This window comes from Streptococcus infantis, assembly GCF_047463655.1.
Taxonomy (GTDB): domain Bacteria; phylum Bacillota; class Bacilli; order Lactobacillales; family Streptococcaceae; genus Streptococcus; species Streptococcus infantis_Z.
In genome coordinates this window covers 42290-52572 of record NZ_JASHDM010000014.1, presented here as the reverse complement: position 1 = coordinate 52572, position 10283 = coordinate 42290, and the positions used below count along the sequence as shown (strand labels likewise).

Annotated in this window: 11 protein-coding genes and 1 pseudogene; 10 read left to right on the top strand and 2 right to left on the bottom strand. The window is 41.4% G+C overall.

Annotated features, from left to right (window positions below; all coding sequences use genetic code 11):
- A partial coding sequence (locus QM877_RS08975) for an Ig-like domain-containing protein (protein WP_414318190.1) occupies positions 1-983 on the top strand: 983 nt, incomplete at its 5' end.
- Positions 984-1140: 157 nt separating this feature from the next.
- Here QM877_RS08975 and QM877_RS08970 read toward each other — a convergent pair.
- A pseudogene (locus QM877_RS08970) lies at positions 1141-1356 on the bottom strand (transposase); the annotation flags it as partial.
- Between the two features lie 309 nt (positions 1357-1665).
- Here QM877_RS08970 and QM877_RS08965 point away from each other — a divergent pair.
- Together QM877_RS08965 and QM877_RS08960 are read left to right on the top strand one after the other, a co-directional pair.
- Positions 1666-2034 (top strand): hypothetical protein, encoded by a 369-nt coding sequence (locus tag QM877_RS08965; protein WP_075231554.1) that lies wholly within the window; start codon positions 1666-1668, stop codon positions 2032-2034.
- 132 nt (positions 2035-2166) lie between these two features.
- Entirely contained in the window at positions 2167-2859 is a 693-nt protein-coding gene (locus QM877_RS08960) for a phosphoglycerate mutase (RefSeq protein WP_070679035.1), read from the top strand.
- Positions 2860-3011: 152 nt separating this feature from the next.
- Here QM877_RS08960 and QM877_RS08955 read toward each other — a convergent pair whose 3' ends face one another.
- Positions 3012-3161, bottom strand: a complete 150-nt coding sequence (locus QM877_RS08955) for a hypothetical protein (RefSeq protein ID WP_414318189.1) — start codon at positions 3159-3161, stop codon at positions 3012-3014.
- Between the two features lie 46 nt (positions 3162-3207).
- Between QM877_RS08955 and QM877_RS08950 the strand changes: the two genes are divergently transcribed.
- The 7 genes from QM877_RS08950 to ftsL all read left to right on the top strand — a co-directional run bounded on the left by QM877_RS08950 (position 3208) and on the right by ftsL (position 10280).
- Positions 3208-3492 carry a DUF2695 domain-containing protein gene (locus QM877_RS08950; protein WP_414318188.1) on the top strand — a complete coding sequence of 95 codons (285 nt, stop codon included), beginning with the start codon at positions 3208-3210 and terminating at the stop codon, positions 3490-3492.
- A gap of 230 nt (positions 3493-3722) precedes the next feature.
- Positions 3723-5384: a ribonuclease J gene (locus QM877_RS08945; protein WP_414318187.1), complete on the top strand. Its 1662-nt coding sequence runs from the start codon at positions 3723-3725 to the stop codon at positions 5382-5384.
- 65 nt (positions 5385-5449) lie between these two features.
- Positions 5450-6229: an alpha/beta hydrolase gene (locus QM877_RS08940; protein WP_414318186.1), complete on the top strand. Its 780-nt coding sequence runs from the start codon at positions 5450-5452 to the stop codon at positions 6227-6229.
- Between the two features lie 106 nt (positions 6230-6335).
- A complete protein-coding gene (locus tag QM877_RS08935; protein WP_248034730.1) occupies positions 6336-7037 on the top strand; it encodes a M57 family metalloprotease in 702 nt (233 codons plus the stop codon).
- A gap of 70 nt (positions 7038-7107) precedes the next feature.
- Positions 7108-8931, top strand: a complete 1824-nt coding sequence (gene uvrC, locus QM877_RS08930) for an excinuclease ABC subunit UvrC (RefSeq protein WP_248034729.1) — start codon at positions 7108-7110, stop codon at positions 8929-8931.
- A gap of 71 nt (positions 8932-9002) precedes the next feature.
- The gene (gene rsmH / locus QM877_RS08925) at positions 9003-9953 is read left to right on the top strand and encodes a 16S rRNA (cytosine(1402)-N(4))-methyltransferase RsmH (RefSeq protein WP_075231549.1); all 951 of its coding nucleotides are present in this window, start codon (positions 9003-9005) and stop codon (positions 9951-9953) included.
- Between the two features lie 9 nt (positions 9954-9962).
- On the top strand, positions 9963-10280 hold the full coding sequence (ftsL, locus tag QM877_RS08920; protein WP_075231548.1) for a cell division protein FtsL: 318 nt from the start codon (positions 9963-9965) through the stop codon (positions 10278-10280).
- Positions 10281-10283 lie beyond the last annotated feature (3 nt).

The following is a 10283-nucleotide window of genomic DNA, read 5'->3' as shown; positions in this document are numbered from 1 at the left end:
GCTTGAATGAAAACGACGAAGTTACTGTAACAGCAACAGACGCAGCTAAAAACACATCAGCACCAACTACAGCAACTGTAGGGAAAGCCGATGATAAGACAGCTCCATCAGCACCAAGTGTGAACCCGGTTAAAGCTGGAGATGAAGCAATCACAGGTAAAGCTGAGCCAGGTTCAACAGTCGAAGTCACTCTTCCAGGCGGAGCTAAGAAATCAGCCACAGCAGGTGAAGATGGAACCTTCAGCATTCCAGTCTCAGGCTTGAATGAAAACGACGAAGTTACTGTAACAGCAACAGACGCAGCTAAAAACACATCAGTACCAACTACAGCAACAGTAGCGAAAGCCGATGATAAGACAGCACCAGATGCGCCAGTTGTGAACCCAGTTAAAGCTGGAGATGAAGCCGTCACAGGTAAAGCTGAGCCAGGTTCAACAGTCGAAGTCACTCTTCCAGGCGGAGCTAAGAAATCAGCCACAGCAGGTGAAGATGGAACCTTCAGCATTCCAGTATCTGGCTTGAAAGCTGGTGATAAAGTGACTGCCGTAGCAAAAGATGCATCAGGCAATACATCAACTCCAACAGAGAAAACAGTTGGTAAAGGTGATGGTAAGGATGCGGATAATGTTAAAGTACCAGCTCTTACTCCAGTAGTAGATCCTAACAACTTGACAGATGCAGAAAAAGCTAAAGTAGCTGAAGAAGTTAAGAAAGCTAACCCAACTGCGACAGATGTTAAAGTTAACAATGACGGATCAGTAGTTGTAACCTTTGCGGACGGATCAGTAGCAACAATTGCAGCTAATAAAGTTGTTAAAGAAGCTACTAAAGAGTCATCTGCTCAAGCACCATCTAAGAAAGCAGGAGCGAAAGAATTGCCAAACACTGGTACTAAACAATCTAACGCTTCACTTGGACTAGCACTTCTTGCAGCAGTGACAGGAGGACTCCTTATCTCTAAAAAACGTAAGGAAGAAGAGTAAACCATTACTCGGATAAAGCAAATCTTAGAATCTTGATTCTATGAGATTGCTAGAAAAGAAGCTGGGTAAAAACTCACTTCTAAATATCAAAAAAACGAGCATTTCCATAGTTGGAGATGCTCGTTTTTCTTATGTCATTGTTTATAATCAAAGTCTTTTATAGTCGATTGAAACAAGAACAGGACAAAAGAACCTCGAAAAAAGTATTGCAACTTGGCAATACCTTTTTGAGATGCTTTTTAATATGAGCCCATGTTTTCTCTATAGGATTGTACTCAGGTGAGTAGGGAGGAAGTGGTAAAAGTTTATGCCCAAATTCTTCACATAAGAGCTCTAGCTTGCCCATTCTATGGAATCTTGCATTATCTATAATATAGTATAATGAATCTAGAACAGTACACCAAGACTGCTAAAAATGTTTTAGAATCTATATTGTACTACTCTAAGTTCAATCCACTATATATAGCAAAGTGAATCTAGAATAGTACATTACGACTGCTAAAAATATTTCTAGAAATTAGTTTGACTTTCCTAATCGAATTGTTCATACTTTATTTCAATTTACTATATGAATCAAGGAAAATAAAGTGCCACTGATGATATTGTGGTCTACTTGGAAAAGCTTTGAATTTAACCTAAAATATGGTAGAATAACAATTATCAAAATTTGAAGGAGACACTTATGAAGACAAAAACACTAGCGCAAATTGCTGGAATTATTGGGACTATCTCAGGCTCACTCTTGGCAATTTTGCCAGTCGTAATATTAATGGTTGCATCTATTTTTGCGAATGAAGATTTTGCAGGAGTAGTTTTAGCGATCATCTTCATTGTTTTTACCTTAGTAAAAATCGCAACTCTCATTCTTGGGATTCTCTCTCTAATCTACTATAAGGATGATAAGCGCATATCAATGGCGCCATCTGTTTTGTTAATCGTAGGTTCTGTGGTAGGATTGATTCCATTTTTAGGCTGGATTGGTGGTATCGTCATTGTCATCGGTGGTGCCCTATTCCTAACAAGTTTGAAACAATTTCAAGTTCAAGAATAGTTGTTTATTGAGAGAAGGGGAGGTCACCTCTTCTCTTTTTAGTCGATTTTGACTAGCTTTTTTGTGAAAAATTGTGTAAAATAGAATAGATAAACGAGGGAAACCTCGGAAAATAAAAGGAGTATCCATCAAATGGTAAAATTGGTTTTTGCTCGCCACGGTGAGTCTGAATGGAACAAAGCTAACCTTTTCACTGGTTGGGCTGATGTTGATTTGTCTGAAAAAGGAACACAACAAGCGATTGACGCTGGTAAATTGATCAAAGAAGCTGGTATCGAATTTGACCAAGCTTACACTTCAGTATTGAAACGTGCGATCAAAACAACTAACTTGGCTCTTGAAGCATCTGACCAATTGTGGGTTCCAGTTGAAAAATCATGGCGCTTGAACGAACGTCACTACGGTGGTTTGACTGGTAAAAACAAAGCTGAAGCTGCTGAGCAATTTGGTGATGAGCAAGTTCACATCTGGCGTCGTTCATACGATGTATTGCCTCCTGCAATGCCTCGTGATGACGAATATTCAGCTCACACAGACCGTCGTTATGCTTCACTTGACGACTCAGTTATCCCAGATGCTGAAAACTTGAAAGTGACTTTGGAACGTGCTCTTCCATTCTGGGAAGATAAAATCGCTCCAGCTCTTAAAGATGGTAAAAATGTATTCGTAGGAGCTCACGGTAACTCAATCCGTGCCCTTGTAAAACACATCAAAGGTTTGTCAGACGACGAAATCATGGACGTGGAAATCCCTAACTTCCCACCATTGGTATTCGAATTCGACGAAAAATTGAACGTAGTTTCTGAATACTACCTTGGTAAGTAAAAAATTGTAAGTCTAGAATTGATTTATATCGATTTCAAAAAGTTACACAAATAATTCAAGCGAAGGATTTGGTTCTGTCTTGCACAGGGCTGAGTCCTTTTAGTTTGATTTTATACTCTTCGAAAATCTCTTCAAACCACGTCAGCGTCGCCTTACCGTATATGTAGGATACTGACTACGTCAGTTCCATCTACAACCTCAAAACAGTGTTTTGAGCTAACTTCGTCAGTTATATCCACAACCTCAAAACGGTGTTTTGAGCAACCTGCGGCTAGCTTTCTAGTTTGTTCTTTGATTTTCATTGAGTATTAGTCTCAAAAGTACCAGAGAAGTTAGTCGGAGTAGAAAATGGAAAAAGAGAAGAAAAAGAAATTACTGGCAGAGTATAAGCAGCAACAGAAGAAAGAATTTGAAGCTAGTTTACCGATACCAAGGGAGACCTTTTTAGATTTGTTTGATTTTTTGGATCAGGAGTTAGAGTCGCTGACTTGTCCTGCTGATTTTACCTTGACTAGATTCTTTCTAAAAGGGCGTGATTTAGAAGTTGAAGTGATTTTGGGATTTTTAGAAGCAAATGGAGCCTACTGTGACTGCGAAGTGCTTTATAATGTTGCTGACTTATTTGAAGATTAGACAGGATGGGAGCAACAATTGTCTCATTTGATCCTCTTATTAGTGCTGTTTTGTCCGTTATTGAACGGAAAGAGGTAGTTGAAGTGCGATTATCTGTAAGATTCATTTTGAAAATTAGTAAAAAAATGGTATAATGAATGGAAAAGATTCGGCTGAAAGTGAATTGGACTTTCAGAAAAAGAGAGCTTTTAAAGCTCTACAAACAGTTGAAGTGACTATTCGGAGGAAAAATGAATACTATTAAATTAACAACACTTGGGGGTGTACGTGAAAACGGTAAAAACATGTACATCGCAGAAATTAACGACTCGATTTTTGTATTAGATGCAGGTTTGAAATATCCTGAAAATGAACAGTTGGGTGTCGATGTCGTTATTCCAAATATGGACTATTTGTTTGAAAATAGCGCCCGTATTGCTGGGGTTTTCTTAACACACGGGCATGCAGATGCGATTGGCGCCCTTCCTTATCTCTTGGCAGAAGCTAAGGTTCCTGTATTTGGCTCAGAGTTGACCATTGAATTGGCTAAACTTTTTGTTAAGGGAAATGACAGCGTCAAGAAATTTGATGATTTCCATGTGATTGATGAAAATACAGAGATTGATTTTGGTGGAACGATAGTGTCCTTTTTCCGTACAACCCACTCTATTCCAGAAAGTTTGGGTGTGGTTTTGAAAACATCTGAAGGCAACATCGTCTATACAGGGGATTTCAAGTTTGACCAAACAGCTAGTGAATCTTACGCCACTGACTTTGGGCGTTTAGCAGAGATTGGTCGCGAAGGTGTCTTGGCTTTGCTTAGTGACTCAGCAAATGCAGATAGCAATATCCAAGTAGCTAGTGAAAATGAAGTTGGTGTAGAAATCACGCAAACCATTTCTGACTGGGATGGACGTATCATCGTTGCTGCAGTTGCAAGTAACCTTTCTCGTATCCAGCAAGTTTTTGATGCAGCCGCGGAGACAGGACGCCGTGTTGTTTTGACAGGATTTGATATTGAAAATATCGTCCGTACAGCGATTCGCTTGAAAAAATTGTCTCTAGCAAGTGAAAATCTTTTGATTAAACCAAAAGATATGTCTCGTTTTGAAGATCACGAATTAATTATCCTTGAAACTGGACGCATGGGTGAACCCATTAACGGCCTACGCAAAATGTCTATCGGTCGTCACCGTTATGTTGAAATCAAAGAAGGTGACCTAGTTTATATCGTTACAACGCCATCAATCGCCAAGGAAGCGGTTATGGCACGTGTGGAAAATATGGTCTACCAAGCAGGCGGTGTAGTCAAGCCAATTACTCATAGCTTGCGTGTGTCAGGACATGGGAATGCGCGTGATTTGCAATTGATGATCAATCTCTTGCAACCTAAATATCTCTTCCCAATCCAAGGAGAATACCGTGAGTTGGATGCCCATGCTAAGGCTGCTATGGCAGTTGGTATGTTGCCAGAACGTATTTTTATCCCTAAAAAAGGGACTACCATGTCTTATGAGCATGGGGACTTTGTCCCATCTGGTGCAGTTACTGCAGGAGATGTCTTGATTGATGGGAATGCCATCGGAGATGTCGGCAATGTCGTCCTTCGTGACCGTAAAGTCTTGTCAGAAGATGGTATTTTCATCGTGGCTATCACTGTTAACCGTCGTGAGAAAAAAATCATCGCTAAAGCTCGAGTGCACACGCGTGGATTTGTCTATCTCAAGAAGAGTCGTGATATCTTGCGTGAAAGTACAGAGCTAGTCAATCAAACAGTAGAAGACTATCTACAAGGTGAAGATTTTGACTGGGCAGAGCTCAAAGGTAAGGTACGTGATCATTTGGCCAAGTTCCTCTTTGACCAAACCAAGCGTCGTCCAGCTATCTTACCAGTAGTCATGGAAGCAAAATAGAATCAAATAGCAGGAGAAAGTCGAGTTTCGGCTTTTTCTTATCTTAAACGAATAAGGAGCAAGTTATGGCAGTAATGAAGATTGAGTATTACTCAGAAGTTTTAGATATGGAGTGGGGAGTGAATGTTCTCTACCCAGATGCGTCTCGGGTTGAGGAGCCAGATTCTACAGATATTCCTGTCCTCTATCTCTTACATGGGATGTCAGGGAATCATAATAGCTGGCTCAAACGGACCAATGTAGAGCGCTTGGTGCGAGGGACCAATCTAATTGTTGTCATGCCAAATACAAGTAATGGCTGGTACACAGATACTCAGTATGGCTATAACTACTATACAGCTCTAGCAGAAGAACTGCCTAAAGTGCTCAAACGCTTCTTCCCTAATATGACTAGCAAGCGTGAAAAGACTTTTATCGCTGGTCTATCAATGGGAGGCTACGGTTCCTTTAAATTGGCCCTATCAACCAACCGTTTCTCACATGCAGCTAGTCTTTCTGGTGCTCTCAGTTTCGAAGAGTTTTCTCCAGAAAGTCAAAATCTTGGGTCGCTTGCTTACTGGCGAGGTGTTTTTGGTAAGCTTGATAACTGGGAAACTAGTCCTTACTCACTTGAAACTCTTGCTAACAAATCAGACAAGAAGACCAAACTCTGGGCTTGGTGTGGTGAACAAGATTTCTTGTATGCTGCCAATAATCTAGCAGTGAAGAATCTCAAGAAACTTGGTTTTGATGTGACCTATAGCCACAGTGCAGGGACCCATGAGTGGTATTATTGGGAAAAACAATTGGAACGGTTTTTGGCTACCTTGCCAATTGATTTTGTTTTGGAAGAACGCTTGTCTTAGTTTTAGTTTTCTTTCAGCTTACTCAAGTAAAATAAGGAATCTATCTTTAGAATGGGAATCCATGGCTTAAAGATGGGTTCTTATTTTTTTAGAAAGGCGGGAAATCATGTTCTGGATTATTCGTGTTCTATGTCGATTGTTACTAGGGATTTGGCGCATGTTCTGGCGCCTTGTGTGGACTCTTGTAGTCTTAATTCTCATTGCTTTAGGGATTCTCTGGTATGTGACGGGAGATTTATCTGGTATCTTCAATCAAGCGGGGCAACTTGTTCAAGTTGGTCAAGCAGGTTGGCATCAATGGCAAGAAACTGGTAAGTTGCAAGGCTTGTCTCAGACTGATCATCATCAAGATTCAGGAGTAAAATGGCCCCAAGCGCAGGCGACAATTTATATCGATCCCCAAATGGATGCAACCTTCCAAAAGGCCTACGCTGAGGCTATTACCAATTGGAATCAGACCGGTGCTTTTAATTTTGTAGTTGTGACAGAACCTGACCAAGCAACTATTTTTGCGACTGAAATGAATGATGGTTCCACATCTGTTGCCGGTGAGGCGGAGAGTCAGACAAATCTCCTTACTAAACAATTTACTTCGGTAACAGTTCGTTTGAATCATTATTATCTATCTAATCCAAGCTATGGCTATACCTATGATCGTATCTTGCATACAGCAGAGCATGAGTTAGGACATGCCATTGGCTTGGAACATACTAATGAAGTGTCAGTCATGCAGCCAGCAGGTTCTTATTATGGTATTCAGGCTCAAGATGTTCAAGCAGTTCAAGAACTATATGAGTCTGGAGAATAGGTGATTTTCAAACGAAAAATAGAGCTCCCTGATGTAAGCAATGAGGGGAGCTTTTTGCTATAATGGAACTATGAATAACTTGATTAAATCAAAACTGGAGCTCTTGCCGACCAGCCCTGGTTGTTACATTCACAAGGACAAAAACGGCACAATCATCTATGTTGGGAAGGCTAAAAATCTGCGCAATCGTGTGCGATCATATTTCCGTGGGAGCCATGATACCAAAACAGAAGCCTTGGTGTCTGAAATTGTAGATTTTGAGTTTATTGTCACGGAGTCTAATATTGAGGCTCTCCTTCTGGAAATCAACCTGATTAAGGAAAACAAGCCCAAGTACAATATTATGCTCAAGGACGATAAGTCCTATCCTTTCATCAAAATTACCAATGAGCGCTATCCTCGCCTGATTATCACTCGTCAGGTCAAGAAAGACGGTGGTCTTTATTTTGGTCCCTATCCTGATGTGGGGGCGGCCAATGAAATCAAGCGACTTCTGGATCGGATTTTTCCTTTTCGTAAGTGTACTAATCCACCGTCTAAGGTCTGTTTTTATTACCATATCGGCCAGTGCGTGGCTCACACCATTTGTAAGAAAGACGAGGCTTATTTCAAAGCCATGGCTCAAGAAGTCTCTGATTTTCTAAAGGGGCAGGATGATAAAATCATCGATGACCTCAAGGAAAAGATGAATGTGGCAGCTCAGAGTATGGAATTTGAACGTGCAGCTGAATATCGAGATCTGATTCAGGCCATTGGAACCCTTCGGACCAAGCAACGAGTTATGGCCAAGGATCTCCAAAATCGCGATGTCTTTGGCTATTATGTAGATAAGGGTTGGATGTGCGTTCAGGTTTTCTTTGTCCGTCAAGGTAAGCTCATTGAGCGTGATGTCAACCTTTTTCCTTACTACAATGATCCAGATGAAGATTTCCTGACTTATGTTGGGCAGTTTTATCAAGAAAAATCTCACCTGGTTCCTAATGAGGTGCTGATTCCGAAGGATATCGATGAAGAAGCCGTTAAAGCCTTGGTGGATACTAAGATTCTCAAGCCCCAGCGTGGAGAGAAAAAACAGCTGGTCAATCTGGCTATCAAAAATGCGCGTGTAAGCTTGGAGCAAAAATTTAACCTACTAGAAAAATCAGTTGAGAAGACACAAGGGGCTATTGAAAATCTGGGGCGCTTGCTACAAATTCCAACCCCAGTCCGTATCGAGTCCTTTGACAATTCCAATATCATGGGGACTAGTCCAGTTTCTGCCATGGTTGTTTTTGTCAATGGGAAACCGAGCAAGAAGGATTACCGCAAGTACAAGATAAAAACAGTTGTAGGGTCAGATGACTATGCAAGTATGCGAGAGGTTATCCGCAGACGCTATGGTCGAGTTCAACGTGAGGCTTTAACTCCGCCAGATTTGATTGTGATTGATGGTGGTCAAGGTCAGGTTAATATCGCTAAGCAGGTTATTCAAGAAGAGTTGGGGTTAGATATTCCCATTGCAGGTTTGCAAAAGAATGATAAGCACCAGACCCATGAATTGCTCTTTGGAGATCCGCTTGAGGTGGTGGAGTTATCTCGTAATTCTCAGGAATTTTTCCTCCTGCAACGCATACAGGATGAGGTCCATCGCTTTGCCATCACCTTCCACCGTCAACTGCGCTCTAAAAATTCCTTCTCCTCTCAATTGGATGGAATTGAGGGCTTGGGTCCAAAACGCAAGCAGAATTTGATGAAATATTTCAAATCTCTGACAAAAATCAAGGAAGCCAGCGTGGATGAGATTGTCGCAGTTGGTATACCAAGAGCAGTAGCAGAGGCTGTTCGCCAACACTTGAATCCTCAAGAGCGTGTAGAACTAGCTCAGGTAGCAGAATCGCCTGCTGAATACAAGTGATAAAGTAGTAAGGAAAGGTTTTTGCTTTAGCGAGTGCAAGCTAGTCAGAATTGTGGTAAAATAGATAAGATATGACTAAAGAATTTCATCATGTAACGGTCATGCTCCATGAAACCATTGATATGCTTGATGTAAAACCTGACGGTATTTACGTTGATGCGACCTTGGGTGGAGCAGGCCATAGCGAGTATTTATTAAGTAAATTAAGTGAAAAGGGGCATCTCTATGCCTTTGATCAGGACCAGAATGCCATTGACAACGCCCAAAAACGTCTGGCGCCTTATATCGAAAAAGGAATGGTTACCTTCATCAAGGACAACTTCCGTCATTTGCAGGTACGTTTGCAGGAAGCAGGTGTAGAAGAAATTGATGGCATTTGTTATGATTTGGGAGTTTCGAGCCCGCAATTGGATCAGCGTGAACGAGGTTTTTCTTATAAAAAAGATGCGCCACTGGACATGCGGATGAACCAGGAGGCTAGTTTGACAGCTTATGAGGTTGTCAATCACTATGACTATCATGACTTGGTTCGTATTTTCTTCAAGTATGGCGAGGACAAATTCTCCAAACAGATCGCTCGGAAGATTGAACAGGCGCGTGAGCTGAAGCCGATTGAGACCACGACAGAATTGGCCGAGATTATCAAGTCTGCTAAGCCTGCCAAGGAACTCAAGAAAAAAGGTCATCCGGCCAAGCAGATTTTCCAAGCCATCCGTATTGAGGTTAATGATGAATTAGGAGCTGCAGATGAGTCCATCCAACAAGCTATGGAATTACTAGCAGTGGACGGAAGAATCTCAGTCATTACCTTTCATTCACTGGAAGATCGCTTGACCAAGCAATTGTTCAAGGAAGCTTCAACAGTGGAAGTGCCAAAAGGCTTGCCTTTCATCCCAGATGATCTTAAGCCCAAGATGGAATTAGTCTCTCGCAAACCGATTCTACCAAGCAAGGAGGAGTTGGAGGCCAATAATCGTTCCCACTCAGCCAAGTTACGAGTAGCTCGAAAAATTCATAAGTAAGGGGATAAAATGGTAGAAAAAAGAGAAACAACGAGCCAATTACTGCAAGCTCGTATCAAGAGATTTTCACGTGTTGAGAAGGCCTTTTACCTTTCGATTGCCATTACAGCCCTTGTCTTAGCCATCAGTGTGGTCTATATGCAAACCAAGCTCCTACAAGTTCAAAGTGATTTGACAACTGTCAACAGACAGATTGAGGAGAAAAAGACGGAGCTGGACGACGCTAAGCAAGAAGTCAATGAATTGATTCGCTCAGAACGTCTGGCGGGTGTCGCGGATTCGCAAGACTTGCAATTAAACAATGGAAATATCCGATCGGCGGAGTAATAT

Bases quoted from the DNA above. Each gene is read 5' to 3' on its own strand.
- QM877_RS08965 (WP_075231554.1), top strand. From the start codon at position 1,666: ATGAAGACAAAAACACTAGCGCAAATTGCTGGAATTATTGGGACTATC.
- ftsL (WP_075231548.1), top strand. From the start codon at position 9,963: ATGGTAGAAAAAAGAGAAACAACGAGCCAATTACTGCAAGCTCGTATC.
- uvrC (WP_248034729.1), top strand. From the start codon at position 7,108: ATGAATAACTTGATTAAATCAAAACTGGAGCTCTTGCCGACCAGCCCT.
- QM877_RS08960 (WP_070679035.1), top strand. From the start codon at position 2,167: ATGGTAAAATTGGTTTTTGCTCGCCACGGTGAGTCTGAATGGAACAAA.
- QM877_RS08945 (WP_414318187.1), top strand. From the start codon at position 3,723: ATGAATACTATTAAATTAACAACACTTGGGGGTGTACGTGAAAACGGT.
- QM877_RS08935 (WP_248034730.1), top strand. From the start codon at position 6,336: ATGTTCTGGATTATTCGTGTTCTATGTCGATTGTTACTAGGGATTTGG.
- QM877_RS08955 (WP_414318189.1), bottom strand. From the start codon at position 3,161: ATGAAAATCAAAGAACAAACTAGAAAGCTAGCCGCAGGTTGCTCAAAA.
- QM877_RS08950 (WP_414318188.1), top strand. From the start codon at position 3,208: ATGGAAAAAGAGAAGAAAAAGAAATTACTGGCAGAGTATAAGCAGCAA.
- QM877_RS08940 (WP_414318186.1), top strand. From the start codon at position 5,450: ATGGCAGTAATGAAGATTGAGTATTACTCAGAAGTTTTAGATATGGAG.
- rsmH (WP_075231549.1), top strand. From the start codon at position 9,003: ATGACTAAAGAATTTCATCATGTAACGGTCATGCTCCATGAAACCATT.